Consider the following 17,397-nt stretch of genomic DNA (forward strand, 5'->3'; position numbering starts at 1 on the left):
GGGCCCCGGACGGGGCCCCTCACAATCAGCGATAAGAGACTACTTGCCGGTCAGCTCAGCGGCGAGGTGCGGCGCGTCGTAGATCTTGACCAGCGCTTCAAGGATGGCGCGGGCGTCCACGGAGACGCTGCGGTTCACCTTCTCGTCGTAGTAGTAGCGGCCGGCGTTGCCTTCGATGTTGCCGTCGAAGAGCAGGCCCACCAGCTCGCCCTTGCGGTTCACCACGGGGCTGCCGGAGTTGCCGCCCGTGGTATCCACGGCGTGGGAGAAGTTGAGGGGCGTCTTGAGGTCCAGCTTGCCCATGCGGTCCAGCCAGCGCTGGGGCAGGGTCCACTCGCCACCGTAGGCGTGGGCTTCGTTGCCGCCCCAGCCGAAGTGACGGTCGTAGAGACCAGCCCAGGTAGTGAAGGGCTGCTGAAGGGTGCCATTGGCCGGATAGGTGGCCACGGCGCCGTAGGTGATGCGGAGCGTGCCGGTGGCGTCCGGCGGCAGGGTCTTGCCATAGACGGCGAAGCGGGCCTTGGCGATGCGGGCGCCGTGCTCTTCCAGGATGGCCTTCACGTCATCCTGCTTCTTGCGGAGGCCGAGCAGGATGGGCTCGAGCTTGCGGGCCAGTACGATCATGGGATCACCACTCTCCGCCACGGCCTTCTTCCCACCCTCGATCAGGGCTTTGCGGACGGCAGGATCGTTCAGCTTCGTGCCGTCCAAGGCGGTCTTGGCCACCTCCGCGGGCTTCTTTCCGCCGAGAATCGCGACGACGTAGGGATGCTGGGGCCCCAGTTCCCGGGCGGCGTCTTCCAGACCGTGGGTGAAGAGGAGGGTCTCCAGCTCGGGGTTGGCCGCCTGGCCCATCATGCCCACGGCGGGTCCGCCAAGCCGGGTCTTCAGGGTCTTGAGGCCCCCCTCGGAGCGGTACTCCGTCAGGCGCTTCTCCACGGGGAGTTCCTGCTGCTCGGCGAGGCGCACCAGGGCCAGGGCCTGGCCCAGCGTCGTGGAGCGGGCCGAGCCGATCGACTGGGCCTCCTTGAGGAAACCCTTCTGAAGCTGGATGGCCTGTTCGATGCGCGCCCAGCTCTTGCCGGTACTCACGGCCAGCTTGGGATCCTTGGTCACGGCGGCCTTCAGGGCCTTCTCCGCGTCCTCGATGCGCTTCATGGCCTCGGCATCCTTCAGCCCGGCCAGGGAGCCCTCGTTGGCCTTGGAACCGTTGTTCACCCCCAGGATCAGGGTCTGGACCTGACGGGCGTGCTCGGCGTCGCGCTTGCCGTATTCCTCAAGGAGGGCCCGGGTACGGTCCGCGTTCTTCAGATAGGCGGGAATGCCGAAATCCCGGTCGTACTTCATCTGGGCGAAGGTCTGGAGGCGGCTGGTGCGGCCCGGGTGACCCACCACGAAGGTGAGGTCGCCCATCTTCAGGCCTTCGGTGCTCCACGTCAGGTGGTGGGCGGGATGGTAGGGCTTGTCGTTCTCGTAGACGCGGACCATGGAGAAGTCCAGGTCGTGGCGGGGATAGGTGAAGTTGTCGTAGTCGCCCCCGAAGGCCGCCACGGCGATCTCGGGTGCGGCCACCAGGCGGATGTCCTTGAACACCTTGAAGCCGTACATCCAGGTCTCGCCGCCCTGGTAGAGGTTCACCACGTCATAAGTGAGCCCGCTGGCCTTCTCCAGCTCGGCCTTGACGGCCTCCAGCTCCTTCGCCCGGGCCGCGGCGGCGGCCTTCTCGCCGAGACCCGGCTTGACGGCCTTGGCCACGCGCTCGGTCACGTTCTCCATGGCGATGAGCGTGCGGTAGGTGAGGCCGGGCATCTTGAGTTCCTGGTCGCGGCTCATGGCCACGAAGCCGTTCTTCACCAGATCGCGATCCTTGGTGGACAGGCGCTGGAGGGAGCCCCGGGTGCAGTGGTGGTTGGTGACGACGAGCCCGTCCGCGCTCACGAAGGAGCCGGTGCAGCCGCCCAGGGTGAGGGTGGAGAGGCGGACGTGGTCGATCCACTCCTTCCCCGGTTCGAAGGCGTACTTCTCCTTCAGCTGCTTCAGGGGCAGGTTGTCGAAGGTCCACATGCCGTCTTCGGCCCGGAGGGCCGGCAGGGCGAGCACCGATACAAGGGACAGCGCGAGCGCGGAAAGGCGTTTCATGATGACTCCAGTGGGCTAGTTGCCGGTGAGTTCGGCGGCGAGGGCCGTGGCGCCGTAGACCTTCTCGAGGGCGTGGACGATGGCCCGGGCATCCACGGAGACGCCGCGGTTGGCGGTGTCGTCGTAGAAGTAGTTGCCGGGCAGCATGTCGATGTCGCCGTCGAAGATGAGGCCCACCAGCTCGCCCTTGCGGTCCACCACGGGAGAGCCTGAGTTGCCGCCGATGATGTCGACTTTGTGGACGAAGTTGAAAGGCATGGCGGGATCGAGGGCCCCGCGCTTGTCCAGCCAGCGCGGAGGCAGGGCCCAGGCGCCACCGTGGGCCCCGGCCGCGTTGCCACCCCAGCCGTCGTAGCGGTCGAAGAGGCCGCCGAAGGTGGTGAAGGGCTGGATCAGGGTGCCGTTGGCGGGGAACTCCGCCACGGCCCCGTAGGAAAGCCGCAGGGTGAAGGTGGCGTCGGGGTAGGTGTTCTTGCCGTAAACCGCGAAGCGGGCCTTGGCGATGCGCGCCCCGTGCTCGGTGATGACGCTCTGAACCTGCTCTTCCTGCTGCTTCCGGAGCTCGCGGGACAGGGGATCCAGTTTCCTGGCGAGGAGGATCATCGGATCCTGGCTTTCGGCGATCGCCTTCCTCCCGCCGGCCAGCAGGGCCTTGCGGAACTCGGGGTCGCTGAGCTTGGATCCGGTCACGGCGGCCCGGGCCGCCTCAGCCGCGGATTTGCCTCCCAGCATGGCCTGGATATAGGGATGGGCTCCATCCAGATCCTTGGCGGCAGCCTCCAATCCCTTCGTGAACAGGAAGATCTCCTGCTCCTGGTAGAAGGGGGCGTGGATGGCGAGGCGGGCCTTGGCGGTCTTCAGGTTCGTATCGCTGTACTCGGGCAGGCGCTTCTCGCTGGGCAGGTGCTCCTCCTCCGCGATGCGCACCAGGGACAGGGCGTAGCCCAGCAGGGTGGAGTTGGCCGTGCCCACACTCTGGCTTTCCTTGGCCAGGCTCTCGGCCACCTTCTCGGCCGCCTCGATGCGCGCCCAGCTGGCGCCGGTTTCCGCCTCCAGTTTCGGATCTCCGGCAACCATGGCGCGGAGCTCCTTCTCGGCGGCGGCGATGCGGGCCATGGCCTCCTTGTTCTTCAGCCCGGACCAGTAGCCGGTGACGGCCTTGATGCCGTTCTCGACGCCAAAGATTTGGGTGCTGACTTGGCGGGCCGCTTCGGGCGAAGTCTTGGCGAAGGCGACCAGGGCCTCCTTCTTCCGCTCCATGCCCTTGAGACGCAGGGGGATGGCCACGTCCCTGGAATAGATCATCTGGGCCAGGGTGTCCTGACGGTTGGTGCGGCCGGGATGGCCCGTCACGAAGGTCAGGTCACCGGCCTTGAGTCCCGCCCGGGTCCAATGCAGGTAGTTCTTCGGCTGGTAAGGCTTCCCATGCTCGTACACCCGGAAGACCGAGAAATCCAGGTTGTGGCGCGGGTAGGTGAAGTTGTCGTAGTCCCCGCCGAAGAAGGCGATCTGCTGCTCCGGGGCGAAGACCAGACGCACGTCGGTGTGCTTCTTGTAGCTGTAGATCCAGTGTTCGCCGCCCTGGTAGAGGGTCACGTGCTCGCAGGTGAGCCCGCTCTTCTCCTGCATCTCCTTCTTGATCTTCTCGACCTCGGCCTCGCGGAGCTTCAGGGCCTCCTGTTCGGGAGTGCCGGGTTTCACGGCTTTGGCCAGGCGCTCCGTGACATTGTCCATGGCCATGAGGGTGAGCAGTTCGAGGCCCGGGACCTTGATCTCGTGCTCACGATCGGAGGCGGAGAAGCCGTCCTTCACGTAGTCGTGGTCCTTGTCACTGACCCGCTGGATCCAGCCCCGGCCCACGTGATGATTGGTGAGCACCAGGCCGTCCCGGCTCACGAAGGAGCCAGAGCCACCGGGAAAGCGGAGGGCGGAAAGGCGCACATGATCCAGCCACGCCTGGTCTGGGGCCCAGCCGTAGGCGGCCTGGATCTTCTTCGTCGGCAGGTTGTCGAAGGTCCACATGCCCTCCTCGGCTCGCAGCGAGGCGGACGCCAGCGCGAGGGCCAGCAGGGAGAGGGATAGGCAGCGGACACCGAACGACATGGATTCTCCAGGCAGGGACAGGATAACCATCGTATCACTACGTATAGGGTCCAGGCCGGGGCTTCCCTGTCCCGGGTGCACAAAGTCCCGATCCATCTCGATAGGCTGGGGATGCCCGGCGCGGATCCGATCCTCGTGACAGGAGTCACTTCTCAACCCAGAGGTCTTGAATCATTTATTTTTGAGACTCAATATCAGAATCATGACGACACCTGCCTCCTCCCTCCTCCCGCGCCTCCTTCCCGCGCTATTCCTCGCCGCGTCCCTGACGGCCCAGGAGAAGAAGGAGGGCCCCATCCAGGACAACTCCTTCCTCGTGGAGGAGGCCTACAACCAGGAAGCCGGCGTGGTGCAGCACATCAGCACCTTCACCCGCTACCAGGAGACCAAGGACTGGATCTACACCTTCACCCAGGAATGGCCCGTCGGCAGCATCAAGCACCAGCTCAGCTTTACCCTGCCCTGGCAGCGGCTGGGCAGTTCCCTCGATGGCAAGCAGGCCTTCGGGGATGTGGCCCTGAACTACCGCTACCAGCTGCTGGGCGACGGTAACGCGAAGGTGGCCATCGCCCCCCGGCTGTCCGTGCTGCTCCCCACCGGCGATGAAAAGCAGGGCTATGGCCGCGGCGCCACCGGCGTGCAGGTCATGTTCCCCGTCAGCTGGGTCCTGTCGGATGCCCTGGTGGCCCACTCCAACCTGGGCGCCACCCGGACCCCCAACGCCAAGAACACCCTGGGGGAAAAGGCCACCACGCAGGACTACCTGCTGGGCCAGAGCTTCATCTGGCTGGCCAATCCGCGCTTCAACGTGATGCTGGAATACGTCTATGCCAATGGCCAGGTGGTCACCGGCCCCGGCCAAACCGATCGGCAGAGTACCTCGTTCATCTCCCCCGGGATCCGCTGGGCGTACAACTTCCCCAGCGGACTCCAGATCGTCCCCGGGATCGCGGTGCCCATCGGCGTGGGCGCCAGCCGCGGCGAGAAGGCCGTCTTCCTCTACCTGAGCTTCGAGCACCCGTTCTAAGAGTGCCTAATTAAACCCCCACGGGGCCGCGCGAGGGTCGCCGGGCGAGCGAGGCGAGGAACGCGAAGAGACGCGTAGCGGGTACTACGCGCGACGAGCGTGACGCGGCATTGCGACGCCCGCCGGCCCTCGCCCGGAGGGAGAAAGCCAAGTGGGCGCCCCGCGGCGTCAGGTCCCTTGAACAACGAACCACGTTGCCCTGCGGGCCCTTCCTTGCGGTGCATCCCACTTGGCTTTCTCGCGGCCACGTCGGGGTTTAATTGGGCACTCTGAGCCTTAGAACTTCCACTTCACCCGCGCCGCCAGGGTGCGCGGCGGGATGACGTGGGTGCCGCCGAAGGTGCTGAGGAAGTTGTAGAGGCCCTTCTCGTCCGTAGCATTGAGCAGATCGACACCGAGGGCCAGGCGGCGCTTGCCGGCCAGCTTCCATTCCTGGCCCAGGCTCAGGTTCCAGGTGGTGCGGGGCTTGATGCGCCAGGTGCCCTCGGAATCCTGGCGGACGTACTGGGCCCCGAAATCGTAGTCGGGGTTGCCGACCACCGAGGCGGGATTCCCGGCGACGAGGCCTGAATCGTAGCGGCCGGACACCTGGGCCGTGAGGCCCTCGTGCTCGTAGACGAGGCCCGCCTGGGCGCTGAGCTTCTGGTCGTGATCGATCAGGAAGCGTTCGCCCGGCGCGACCTCGGGCGCCTCCAGCTGGAGGCCGCCCACCAGCGGCGCCTGGAAGATGGCCCGGGTCCGGCCCAGGCTCAGGTAGGCCGACCAGCCCTTGATGGGCACCAGGTCCAGGCGCAGGTTCATGCCGCGGAACAGGCCCTTATCGGCCCCCACGGGAAACAGCACGCCGGTGTTCAGGAACTGGGCGTTGTCGCCGGCATTGCGGCTGTGCTTCTCCCAGTACTCGACCATGATCCGCCCGGCCTTGCCCAGCTGCTGCTCTACGCCGTAGCTGTACGAGTGCTGGCGCTCGGGCCGCAGGGGCTGTCGGGGCGTGCCCGCGTAGGGGCCCAGGTCCCAGGCCTGCTGGGACAGCGATAGGGCCAGGTTCTCGTGCTCCCGCAGGATCAGCAGGCGGTCATACGACACCCGGAACACCGTTCCCGTGGCGTTGATGTGGTAGCTGAGGCCCAGTCGGGGCTGGACCAGGCTGTCGGAGACATCCTCCACCCGGTAGCTGTCATGGCGCAGGCCCAGGGCCAGGAAGAAGGAACCGAGATGGATGTCGTTCTGGACGAAGGCCGAGGTGAGGGTCGGCTGGATGCGTGCGTCGAAGTGGAAGATGTGCCCGCCCCCGGCGGGGGTGTAGGGGTAGAGGGGATCGCCGGGACCGGCCGCCTGGGCGTCATCGGGGATGGCGAACCGGAAATCCTCATGGATCGGGAAGGCGATGCGCTGGACGCCGACCTTCAGCAGGTTCTCCTTCCCCCAGCGCTGCGTGAGGGAGACCTGGGCACCAAGGTTGTCCAGGCTGCGGTCCTGCTTCACCCAGTAGGGGAAATCCCGCATCCCGGCGCTCGTGAAGCCCTCGGCCAGGTCCGTGCTGGGCTTCAATTCCGCCTGGGAACCCCGGTAGAACAGCGACGCGTCGAGGCTGCGGCTGTCGTTGAACAGGTGCGTCCAGGCCAGACTCAGGTTCGCGTCGGACGTGGTGGCCTGCTGATCCTGACTCCGGGCCTGCTGGGAGGCCAGATTGGCGACCTCGCGCTCGGTCCGCCCGCCGGACACGGAGAAGCGCAGGGTGTCCTGGCTGCCCAGGATCCAGTCGAAGCGGGAGTAGAGACGGCCCGTCTTCCCGTGGTTGTGCAGGTTCTCGAAGTTCACCGGATCGAGGAAGCGGTCGCTTTCGCTGGCGGCGGCACTCACGAACCAGCCGAAGGCCTCCTTCCCGCCCCGGGCGTTGAAGCCGGCCTCGGCGGTGTGGAACCGGGAGGCGCCGAAGGAGGCCTCGCCCTCAAAGCCGTCCGGGGTGCCCAGGCCGGACTTGGTCGTGAGGTTCACCACCACGACGGGCTTGCCGCCGTACTCGGCCGAGATGCCGCCGGTGATGACCTCCATGCTCTCCACCTGGGAGGGATCCAGGCTGTTGCTGAAGGTGGCGTGCATCTGGTCGGAGACCGGGATGCCGTCCACCACATAGGTCATCTGCCCATGGCTGCCCCGGAAGTGGAAGCGGCCATTCTCGTCGGCGATGAAGCCCGGCGTGGTGAGCAGGATGCTTTCCATGGCCCGGCTCTGCACGGCCGCGGGCGTGCGCTCGATGGTGGTCTTGTCGATGTCGATGTGCGTGCTGGGGTGGTCCTCCACCAGCTGCAGGTTCTCTTCCACCACCACGGTGGCGCCCTCGGGCTTGAGGGGCACGGCCACCTGGAGGGGCAGCTGGTTGTGCACGTCCACGTCCAGGTGTCCCGGCAGCAGGCCCGGCGCCCGGGTATCCAGGTGGTAGACATTGAACGGCACATTCAGGAAGGCGAAGGCGCCCTTGGCGTCGCTCCGCGCCTGCTGTCGGTAGCCGGACACCGGGTTGGACAAGCTGAGGGTGGCTGCCACCACGGGCCGTCCCTGGTCATCCGTGACCCGGCCCGTGAGCGTACCGCTGCCGGCGGCCGCGGCGAACGCAGGCCCGGCCGTGATCAGGGCTAGGATGGTGGGGCCGAAGCTGCGGTGCGCCAAGGTGGATCCTCCAAATGAAATCATTTTCTAATTAAGGGATGGAGTCAATGAAAATTGATTCCATTAACGACATCCGAGGCCACTAAACCCCTTGGCTATCTGCGCGAAGATATAGATACGTTCAGCCCGTTGGGGAGGCCTTTGACATGAAGCGGAAGCAGATGTGGATCCTCGGCGGAGGTCTGGCGGTCCTTGTGATCGGCGGCCTGAGCATCGCCGGCATGCGCGACAAGGGGATCGCCGTCCAGGTGGCCACGGTCGGTCGCGAAAACCTCCAGGCCAAGGTGAGCGCCAACGGCAAAGTCCAGGCAGTGACCAAGGCGGATATCTCGGCGAGCATCATGGGCCAGGTGACCCGGTTGGCCGTCAAGGAAGGCGACCGCGTCCACAAGGGCCAGTTCCTCATGGAGATCGACCCCCGCAGCGCCCGCGCGAACGCAGATGCCATGCAGGCCAATCTGCACGCGGCCCAGTCGGACCTGATCTCCGCCACAGCCAACCTCACGCAGGCCCGTTCCGACTTTGAGCGGGCCAAGGCCAATCGCGCCGCGGGCATCATCTCCGCCGCGGATTTCGAACGGGCCAAGACCGCCTTCGACACGGCCCAAGCCGCGCAGGAGACAGCCCGCCGCCGCGCGGAGCAGGCGAAGGCCAATGTGAGCCAGTCCCACGTGGGCCTCGGCTTCTCCACCATCTCCGCGCCCATGGACGGCGTGGTCACGGCGCGCCGGATCGAGCTGGGCGAGACCGCCGTGCCCGGCATCCAGAACCAGCCCGGCACCGTGCTGCTCACCGTCTCCGACATGAGCAAGGTGGAAGCGGAAATGGAGGTGGACGAGGCCTCCATCCCCAGCGTGAAGCTGGGCCAGGAGGCCCAGGTGCGCATCGACGCCTACCCAAACCAGACCTTCCAGGGTCAGGTCACGGAAGTGGGCGGCAGTCCCATCCTCAAGCTCAGCACCAATGAAGCCACCAAGTTCAAGGTGAAGATCTGGATCAAGGATCCGCCCCTCACCATCAAGCCCGGCCTCTCGGTCCAGGCGGATATCTTCACCGGCAGCCGCGACCAGGCCTTGGCCATCCCCTTCCAGGCCCTCGTCATGCGCGAGATCAAGCTGAAGCCCGGCGAGACCCGCAAGCCTGGCGCCCCTCGCGAAGAGGAGGGCGTGTTCCTTCAGCAGGGCGGCAAGGCCAAGTTCGTGGCCGTGAAGACCGGCCTCATGGGCGACCTCTCCGTGGAGGTGCTCTCCGGCCTCAAGGGTGGCGAAACGCTCATCACCGGCCCCAACCGGGCGCTGCGCGACCTCAAGGGCGACGAGGCGGTCCGGGTGGAGAAGGCGAAGAAGAAGGACAAGGACGAAACCAAGTCCTGAGACCCGACCATGAACCCCACCGAACTTCTCCGCGCCTCCCTGAGGGCGATCCGGGCGCACACCCTGCGCAGCTTCCTCACGCTGCTGGGCGTCATCATCGGCGTGGCCACCATCGTCGCCGTGGTGGGCGTGATCTCCGGCCTGAACACCTACGTGAAGGAGAAGATCATCGTCCTGGCCCCGGACGTCTTCATCGTCCAGAAGTTCGGCATCATCCGGAGCCGCAAGGAATTCCTGGATGCCCTCAAGCGCCCCCCCATCACCTGGTCCGAGTACGAGCGTCTGTCCAGCGGCATGCTCAAGGAGGCTATCCAGGTCTCCGCGGCCGCGGGCAACGCCATGCCCGTGAACTCGGGCGACAAGCGCCTGCCGGACATCATCGTCATCGGGGCCACGGGGAACTTCGGAAGCCTCTTCAACCTGGAGATGGAATCGGGCCGCTACTTCAGCGAGAACGAGAACCAGGCGGCCCAGGCCGTGGCGGTCATCGGGGCGAACACCCGGGAGGAGCTGTTCCCGCACCTGGATCCCGTGGGCCGGATCCTGCTCATCCGGGGGCTCCCCTTCCGCATCATCGGCGTCATGCCCAAGCAGGGGCGCAGCATCGGCTTCAACCAGGACGGGCGCATCTACATCCCGCTGCAGGTCTACCGGAAGAACTTCATGGCCGCCAACGACAGCCTGGAACTCCACATCAAGGCCCGGGGCGGTGTGGAGGGGCTCGACGCCTCCATGGATGAGGTGCGGGCCATGTTCCGCGCCATGCGGCACACCAGCTTCCGCAACCCCGATCCCTTCGGCATCATCACCCAGGAGAGTCTGCAGCAGCTGTGGAAGACCATCAGCAGCGCGGCGTTCCTCCTGCTTATGCTCATCTCCAGCGTGAGCCTCGGCGTGGGCGGCATCGTGATCATGAACATCATGCTGGTGAGCGTGGTCGAACGCACCCAGGAGATCGGCGTCCGCATGGCCCTGGGGGCGAGGAAGCGCGACATCCGGCACCAGTTCCTCCTCGAGGCCGCCTTGCTTTCCGCCGCGGGCGGCGTCGTCGGCGTGCTGGTGGGTTCCGCGGGCGCCTTCACCATCCGCGCCCTGGCGGACTTCCCGGCCCAGATCACGCCGGGCATCGTCCTCACGGGCATCCTCCTCAGCACCCTCGTGGGCCTAGCCGCGGGCTTCCTGCCCGCCTACCGCGCCTCCAACCTCGTCGTCATCGACGCGATCCGGGCGGAGTGACCATGGCTGCGCGGAAGACAGGATTCCGGGGCATCGGCACCGAGAACATGAAGTTCGCCTTCCGCGCCATGGTGGCCCAGAAGCTGCGGAGCTTCCTCACGCTGCTGGGCATCGTGGCCGGAGTGGCCACGGTCATCGCCATGGTGAGCTTCGTGTCGGGCTTCAACAACGCCGTCACGGACAGCTTCAGCAGCTTCGGCACCACCCTCGTGCAATTCCAGAAATACGAACAGCGGTTCGGCGGCGGTGGCCCCCTGCCCGAGGATCAGAAGCGCCGCCGCGACCTCACCATCGAGGATGCCGAGGCGCTCAAGCTCACCTCCACTCTGGCGGCGGCAGTCTCCCAGGAGCGCTACCTGTTCGGCGCGGCGGGCGCCTCCCTCACGGTGAAGACGCCCGAAGGCACCGAGGCCAATGGACCCACCTTCGTGGGCACCAACCCGGACTACGCGCCGTCGAACAACTCCTTCGTGCAGGACGGTCGTTTCCTCGTGGACGCGGACATTGCCCACGCCTCCCATGCCTGCATCCTCGGGCCCGAGACAGCCACCGCGCTGTTCGGCCGCAAGGATCCCATCGGCCGCACGGTGCTGGTGAACGGCACCGCCTTCCACGTCGTGGGGCTGCTGGAGAAGAAGGGCAGCTTCCTCGGCGGGGACGCCGACAACATCCTCATCATCCCCATCAGCACCTTCGACGACATGTTCCCCCAGGTGAAGAACGGGGGCGGCGACACCATCCACATCGCCACCGTGCCGAAGGATCCGAAGCGCATGTACGAGATGATGGATCAGGAAGTGGCCATCCTCCGCGCCCGGCGTGGGCTGCGTGCCAACCAGCCCAACGACTTCGCCATCTTCACGAGCGAAGCCCAGCTCAAGACCTTCCAGCAGATCACCGGCGGCATCGCCGGGGCCATGATCCTCATCGCCGGCATCGCCCTGCTCGTCGGCGGCGTGGGCGTCATGAACATCATGCTGGTGAGCGTCACCGAGCGCACCCGCGAGATCGGCGTCCGGAAGGCCCTGGGCGCCACGCGCAAGGACATCGCCATGCAGTTCCTGGTGGAGGCCATCAGCCTCACGGGCGTGGGCGGCGCCGTGGGCATCGCCGTGGGCCTGGGCATCGCCATGCTGGTGCGCCTAGTCTTCGAATTCCCCGCCGCCGCACCCATCTGGAGCATCGTCCTGGGCTTCGGCGTGAGCACCGCCGTGGGCCTGATCTTCGGGCTATGGCCCGCGCTCAAGGCCGCGAAGCAGGATCCCATCGAGGCCCTCCGCTACGAGTAGCTGCGGGCCTCTGGATCCCGCGGCTCCGCCGACAACCCCCAGATCGGACGCGCCCCCGGCGCGCCCTCCCGCTCGGCCCTGCCTCGCGGATGGGGCCCCGTCCCATCGAGGCCCTCCGCTACGAGTAGGCCTTTCTCCGAAATCTACCTCAGCCTTTGACCACGGTCTTCACGCTGAACGCCGGGGGATGCTCGATGTGCTTCTTCACGGTGCACTGGCTGGCGGTGCGGACGAGGGCCTCGTGGTACTTCTCGGGGAAATCGGCCGGCACCTGGATCTCCAATTCCACCTGGGCCACCATGTTCGTGGCCGGGTCGGGGATGGTCCGCTGGACGAGGCGGATGCCCTCGGACGACAGGCCGCGCTGCCGGCAGAAATTGAGCACGTAGATGCCGGCGCAGGTGCCCAGGGAGGCCTGGAACAGCGCGAAGGGCGTCGGGGCGGAGCCCTCGCCGCCCGCCTGGGCGGGCTGGTCGGTCTGCACCGTGAAGGGGCCGAAGTGCGCGTCCACCCGCGCACCACCAGGGAAGTCGATGATCATCTCCACGGGCACCTTCCTTGATACAGGCCCCCATTGTCGCCAGGTGGCGCCTCCCAGCGCCACCTGCAGCGCACTGGAAGCCTCTCCCCTTGCCCGCGCTCCCGTAGGACACTGGCGCCATGCCCATTCCGGAGAGCCCCGATCCATCCGCCATACCGGAGACCTTCCGGACCTGGGACCGCCACCGACGCTGGAAGGTGCTGGCCGGACTGGCCCTCGTTCTGCTCGGTCTCGGGACCGGCGCGGCCGTGCTGGCGACGCAGCCCCTCCTCCTCAAGCCACCAGAGGAGCCGGCCATCGCGGTCGAGGCGGGGCGCCTGGAAACCCACGTGCGCTACCTGTCGGAGACGTGCCTGCCGAGGGATTGGCGGGGCCCCGGGTTGGCGCGGGCGGCCGATTACCTCGCCGCCGCTTTCCAGGAGGCGGGTGGCCGGGTCTCCAGACAGACCTTCGCGGTGCGAGAGCGGCCTTTCGCCAACATCGTGGCGACCTTCGGCCCGGAGAACGGTCCCCGGGTGGTCGTGGGCGCCCATTACGACGCCTGTGGCGAGCAGCCGGGCGCGGATGACAATGCCAGTGGCGTGGCCTGCCTGCTGGAACTGGCCCAGGCGTTCGGTCGGTCGGCCCCGGTTCAGCGCGTGGACCTGGTGGCCTACACCCTGGAGGAGCCCCCCTTCTTCTGCACGTCGGAGATGGGCAGTGCCCGGCACGCCCGCCTGTTGAAGGAAACCCGGGCCGAGGTGACCGCCGTGATCGTCCTGGAGATGGTCGGCCGGTTCACGGAGGTCCCCAACAGCCAGCGCTACCCCTCCGCATTCCTGGATTCCCTCTACCCCGACCGGGGGAATTTCGTCTTGGTGGCCGGGCGGTTTGGGGATATCGGCCTGACCCGGCAGGTCAAGACGGCGCTGCTGGGAACCACCGCCCTCCCCGTGGTGTCCCTGAACGGCCCCCGCTGGATCCCCGGCATGGATTTCTCGGACCACTACCCCTACTGGGACCAGGGCTTCACCGCCGTGATGATCACCGACACCGCCTTCTACCGGAACACCGACTACCACACAGCCAACGACACGGCCGACCGCCTCGACTACGCCCGGATGACTCAGGTGGTCCAGGGCGTGCATGCCGCCGTGACTCGGCTCGCAAAACGGGCACACTAGAGAGATGGACGCCCAAGAATTCCGCCGCCTCGGTTACCAGCTCGTGGATTGGATCGCGGACTACCGCGAGAACCTCGAGCGACTGCCTGTCATGAGCCAGGTGAAGCCCGGCGAGATCCGGGCCGCCTTCCCGGACCACCCGCCCCTGCACGGGGGCCGGGTCGCCCAGGCCCTGGCGGCCCTGGAGCGGGATGTGCTGCCCGGCATCACCCACTGGAACCATCCATCCTTTTTCGCCTACTTTCCCAGCAACACCAGTTACAGCTCGATCCTCGGCGACCTTGCCGCTTCGGGCCTCGGCGCCCAGGGGATGAGCTGGCAGACCAGCCCCGCGGCCACGGAGGTTGAGGAAGTGGTCATGGACTGGCTGCGCCAGATGGTGGGCTTGAGCACAGCCTTCACCGGCGTCATCCACGACACCGCCAGCACCGCCACGTTCACGGCCCTGCTCTGCGCCCGGGAGAGGGCGTCGGACTACGCCCAGGATACCGAAGGTCTCCAGAGCGGCGAGGCGCCCCTGGTGGTCTACGCCTCGGACCAGGGCCACAGCTCCATCGAGAAGGGGGCCCTGCTGGCGGGCTTCGGCCGAAGCTTCCTGCGGCTCATCCCGACCGATGACAACCATGCCATCCGGCTCGATCTGCTCCAGGCCGCCATCGAGAAGGACATCGAGATCGGCCTGCGCCCCTGTGCCCTGGTGGCGGCCATCGGCACCACGGGCACCACGGCCCTGGATCTCCTGCCGGCCCTGGCGGACCTCGCCGAACAGCATGGGATGTGGCTCCACGTGGACGCGGCCCTGGCGGGCACGGCCATGGTGCTGCCCGAGTGCCGCTGGATGTGGGAGGGCATCGAGCGGGCCGACAGCCTGGTGTTCAACCCCCACAAGTGGATGGGCGTGGGCTTCGATCTCAGCGCCTACTACGTGCGCGATCCCCAGCACCTCATCCGCGTGATGAGCACCAACCCCAGCTACCTGCGCACGGCCCAGGACGGCCAGGTGAGCAACTTCCGCGACTGGCACATCCAGCTGGGCCGCCGCTTCCGGGCGCTGAAGCTCTGGTTCTACCTCATGGACGTGGGCGTGGAGGGCCTCCAGACCCGCATCCGGCGCGACCTCGCGAACGCCCAGTGGCTCAAAGACCAGGTGGACGCCGCCCCGGACTGGGAGCGCCTGGCCCCGGTGCCCCTCCAGACCGTGTGCCTTCGCCACCGGCAGCCGGGTCTCGGCGAGACCGCCCTCGCCGTCCACAACCTGGAGATCTCCCGCCGCATCAACGAGGGTGGCAAGGCCTACCTCACCCCCGCCCTGCTCAAGGGGAAGCAGATCCTCCGCGTGAGCATCGGCGCGGAGACCACCGAGCGGCGGCACGTGGAGGCGGTGTGGGAGGCCCTGAAGCTGGCGGCGGGTTGATCCGCCATTCTCCATTGCGCCTGCCGCCCTGCTTCGGCACACTTGGCACACCATGATTCCTGTCGCGACCCTCAACCCGATCCCCAGCCAGCCCATCCCCGGCATTCCGGTGGGAGGGGTCTGAGTCCGTCGTCCATCCATTCGCTCACCCGCCCCCGGTGCCCACCAGCCCGGGGGTTTTGCTTTCGGCAGGTCCCATGCCCCACAGAACCGAAGCCGCCACAGGCCGCGCCAGCCTCTCCAGGGCCAGGCGCATCGTGCTGAAGCTCGGCACGCAGGTCGTGCTGGATGCCGAGGGGCGCCCGGCCCTGAGCCGGCTGTACGGACTGATGGAAACCGTGGCCACCCTGCGCCGGCAGGGGGCCCAGCCCGTGCTGGTGTCCTCCGGCGCCGTGGGGCTCGGGGCCCGGCAGCTCGGCATCCAACCCGAGGGCCTGTCGCAGAAGCAGGCCTGCGCCGCGGCCGGGCAGGGGCAGCTCATGTCCATCTACCAGGAGGGCTTCGCCCGCATGGGCCTGTGCGCCGCCCAGGTGCTGCTCACGGAGGACGACTTCGCCGACCCCCTCCGCCACGCCAATCTCCGGCGGACGCTGGAGACCCTGCTGGAACTGGGGGCGATCCCCGTGCTCAACGAGAACGATACGGTGTCCACCCTGGAACTGGAGCGCCCTTCCCCTGGCCGGCGGCCGATCTTCAGCGACAACGACCATCTGTCGGCCCTGGTCGCCGCGCATCTCGAGGCCGATCTCCTGATCCTCCTTTCCGACGTGACTGCGCTGCATACACGGAACCCGGGCCTGCACGCGGATGCGACGCCCCTGGCCGAGATCCCGTTCGGAGCCGATCCCCAGGCTAGGCTCGACGGCACCTCGGGCCGCGGCCGGGGGGGCATGGTCAGCAAGGTGGCGGCGGCCCGGTCCGCCGCCGCCGCCGGAGTGCCCGTGGTGCTGGCCTCGGGCCTCGTGACTGGCGTGCTCGATCGGATTCTCGCCGGCGAACCCATCGGCACCCTCTTCCTCGCCGCCCCCAGGGGAGTCCAGTCATGAGCGAATCCTCCTTGAGCCCCCTCCAGGTCCAGGCCATGGCCCAGGTTGCCCGCGCGGCGTCGCGGCGCCTGGCGACCACCGCCTCCGGGCTGCGCTCGGCGGTGCTCCTGCGGCTGGCCGACCTGTTGGAGCGGCAGGCCTCCGCCCTCCTGGCGGCCAATGCCGAAGATGTCCGCGCGGCCGGAGACACTCTTCCCGCCGCCACCCTCCAGCGGCTCCACCTGGATGCCCCCAAGCTGGCCGCCATGGCTCAGGGGGTCCGCGCCGTGGCGGCCCTGCCCGATCCCCTCCACCGGGTCCAGCTGCGCCGGCTGCTGGATGACGGCCTCGAGCTCACCCGGGTGACCTGCCCCCTGGGCGTGCTTTGTGTCGTGTTCGAAGCACGGCCCGACGCCCTGATCCAGATCAGCGCCCTCGCCCTCAAGAGCGGCAACGCAGCGCTACTCAAGGGCGGCAGCGAGGCCCGCCATTCCAACGCCGCGCTGCTGGCCCTGGTCCGGCAGGCGCTGGCGGAGGAGGGGCTGCCGGAAGGGGCGGTCCAGGGCCTGCCGGATCGCGAGGCCGTGGCGGTCCTGCTGCAGCGCCCTGATCTGGTGGATCTCGTGATCCCCCGCGGCTCCCGGGAGCTGGTGCAGAGCCTCCAGGCCGCTACCCGCATCCCTGTGCTGGGCCATGCCGACGGGGTCTGCCACATGTACCTCGACCAGGCCGCGGACACCGCCATGGCCGTGGCCCTGGTGCGGGACGCGAAGCTGCAGTACCCGGCGGCCTGCAACGCGGTGGAGACGGTCCTCATCCACCGCCGGGCCGCGGCCCGCCTGCTGCCGGCCCTGGCGACGGATCTCGTCCCGCGGGGCGCGGAACTGCGCGGCTGTCCCGCCTGCCTGGAGCTGGTGCCCACCCTCGGCACGGCCACCGAGGCGGACTGGGATGCCGAGTACGGCGCCCCCATCCTGGCCCTGAAGGTGGTGGCGGATCACGACGAGGCTCTCGCCCACATCCGCGCCCACGGCAGCGGCCACACGGAGGCCATCGTGACCGAGGACCACGCGGCCGCCGCCCGCTTCCTGGCCGAGGTGGATGCGGCGGGCGTCTTCCACAACGCCTCCACGCGCTTCGCCGACGGCTACCGGTACGGCTTCGGCGCCGAGGTGGGCATCAGCACCGGCCGCATCCATGCCCGCGGGCCCGTGGGGCTCGAAGGCCTGCTCAGCTACCGGTACCTCCTCCTGGGGCATGGACACTGCGTGGAGGGCTATTCCGGCCCTGCCGCACGGCCTTTCAGGCACCTCGATTTCACCGGCGGGCTATAACCATCAGTTATTGATATATAAGGTTCTATAACTTGAGCCCATGGCCTGGACTGGTAATCTTAGCCAATGCTTGTCGCCCCCGG

Annotated in this window: 12 protein-coding genes; 8 read left to right on the forward strand and 4 right to left on the reverse strand. The window is 67.6% G+C overall.

Annotated features, from left to right (window positions below; all coding sequences use genetic code 11):
• Nucleotides 1-39 precede the first annotated feature (39 nt).
• Nucleotides 40-2,139, reverse strand: coding sequence for a S46 family peptidase (locus NOV65_RS05320; RefSeq protein WP_257304932.1), 2,100 nt, complete (start codon nt 2,137-2,139; stop codon nt 40-42).
• A 15-nt stretch (nt 2,140-2,154) separates the two neighbouring features.
• The gene (locus tag NOV65_RS05325; RefSeq protein WP_257304933.1) at nt 2,155-4,242 is read right to left on the reverse strand and encodes a S46 family peptidase; all 2,088 of its coding nucleotides are present in this window, start codon (nt 4,240-4,242) and stop codon (nt 2,155-2,157) included.
• A 202-nt stretch (nt 4,243-4,444) separates the two neighbouring features.
• Here NOV65_RS05325 and NOV65_RS05330 point away from each other — a divergent pair, with 202 nt between their 5' ends.
• Nucleotides 4,445-5,269, forward strand: a complete 825-nt coding sequence (locus NOV65_RS05330) for a transporter (protein WP_257304935.1) — start codon at nt 4,445-4,447, stop codon at nt 5,267-5,269.
• A 276-nt stretch (nt 5,270-5,545) separates the two neighbouring features.
• Here the strand turns inward: NOV65_RS05330 and NOV65_RS05335 are convergent, their stop codons facing one another.
• Nucleotides 5,546-7,939 (reverse strand): TonB-dependent receptor, encoded by a 2,394-nt coding sequence (locus NOV65_RS05335; protein WP_257304937.1) that lies wholly within the window; start codon nt 7,937-7,939, stop codon nt 5,546-5,548.
• A gap of 146 nt (nt 7,940-8,085) precedes the next feature.
• Between NOV65_RS05335 and NOV65_RS05340 the strand changes: the two genes are divergently transcribed.
• The 3 genes from NOV65_RS05340 to NOV65_RS05350 are packed head-to-tail and all read left to right on the forward strand — an operon-like array spanning nt 8,086 to nt 11,837.
• A complete protein-coding gene (locus tag NOV65_RS05340) occupies nt 8,086-9,312 on the forward strand; it encodes an efflux RND transporter periplasmic adaptor subunit (RefSeq protein WP_257304939.1) in 1,227 nt (408 codons plus the stop codon).
• Nucleotides 9,313-9,321: 9 nt separating this feature from the next.
• Nucleotides 9,322-10,548 (forward strand): ABC transporter permease, encoded by a 1,227-nt coding sequence (locus NOV65_RS05345; protein ID WP_257304941.1) that lies wholly within the window; start codon nt 9,322-9,324, stop codon nt 10,546-10,548.
• Between the two features lie 2 nt (nt 10,549-10,550).
• Nucleotides 10,551-11,837: an ABC transporter permease gene (locus NOV65_RS05350; protein WP_257304943.1), complete on the forward strand. Its 1,287-nt coding sequence runs from the start codon at nt 10,551-10,553 to the stop codon at nt 11,835-11,837.
• 148 nt (nt 11,838-11,985) lie between these two features.
• Here NOV65_RS05350 and NOV65_RS05355 read toward each other — a convergent pair whose 3' ends face one another.
• Nucleotides 11,986-12,378, reverse strand: coding sequence for an OsmC family protein (locus NOV65_RS05355; protein WP_257306016.1), 393 nt, complete (start codon nt 12,376-12,378; stop codon nt 11,986-11,988).
• A gap of 119 nt (nt 12,379-12,497) precedes the next feature.
• Here NOV65_RS05355 and NOV65_RS05360 point away from each other — a divergent pair, with 119 nt between their 5' ends.
• The 4 genes from NOV65_RS05360 to NOV65_RS05375 all read left to right on the forward strand — a co-directional run bounded on the left by NOV65_RS05360 (nt 12,498) and on the right by NOV65_RS05375 (nt 17,314).
• A complete protein-coding gene (locus tag NOV65_RS05360) occupies nt 12,498-13,541 on the forward strand; it encodes a M28 family peptidase (protein WP_257304944.1) in 1,044 nt (347 codons plus the stop codon).
• A 4-nt stretch (nt 13,542-13,545) separates the two neighbouring features.
• Nucleotides 13,546-14,955 (forward strand): pyridoxal phosphate-dependent decarboxylase family protein, encoded by a 1,410-nt coding sequence (locus NOV65_RS05365; protein WP_257304945.1) that lies wholly within the window; start codon nt 13,546-13,548, stop codon nt 14,953-14,955.
• A gap of 197 nt (nt 14,956-15,152) precedes the next feature.
• Entirely contained in the window at nt 15,153-16,001 is an 849-nt protein-coding gene (proB, locus tag NOV65_RS05370) for a glutamate 5-kinase (protein WP_257304946.1), read from the forward strand.
• Nucleotides 15,998-17,314, forward strand: a complete 1,317-nt coding sequence (locus NOV65_RS05375) for a glutamate-5-semialdehyde dehydrogenase (protein ID WP_257304947.1) — start codon at nt 15,998-16,000, stop codon at nt 17,312-17,314. The genes proB and NOV65_RS05375 overlap by 4 nt, the downstream gene beginning before the upstream one ends.
• The last annotated feature ends 83 nt before the right edge of the window (nt 17,315-17,397 follow it).

The sequence above is a fragment of the Geothrix campi genome (assembly GCF_024609265.1).
GTDB classification, from domain to species: domain Bacteria; phylum Acidobacteriota; class Holophagae; order Holophagales; family Holophagaceae; genus Geothrix; species Geothrix campi.